Genomic DNA, 290 nt, shown 5'->3' on the forward strand with positions numbered 1-290 from the left:
GGGCGGTCCGGCAGCATCCCCGCCCGATCGAGCGCGACGATGAGGCTGAGCGGCTGCTCCTTGAGGGACAGCACGATGTCGGCCTCGGCGATGAGGTTCGCGGCGTGCGCCAGCTCCGACGCCGTGAAGGAGTCCGGTGTCATCGGGTGGTCGCCTGCGACCCGGTCGAACGTGTCGATCCGCACGCCCGCGGTGCGGAGCGACCGGAACCGGGTGTCGTCGTGGGCGTGCTGCAGCGACGCGTCCCGGCGGGCTGCGGAGGTCAGCGACAGGATGCTGTGCTCCTGACC

Annotated in this window: 1 protein-coding gene; it reads right to left on the bottom strand. The window is 71.7% G+C overall.

Translation table 11 applies throughout. The features are described from left to right. The coding region (locus ACZ3GY_RS23755) for a hypothetical protein (protein ID WP_465912187.1) at nt 1-290 on the bottom strand (290 nt) is incomplete at both ends.

This window comes from Pseudomonas sp. PME37.24/006 (assembly GCF_055556635.1).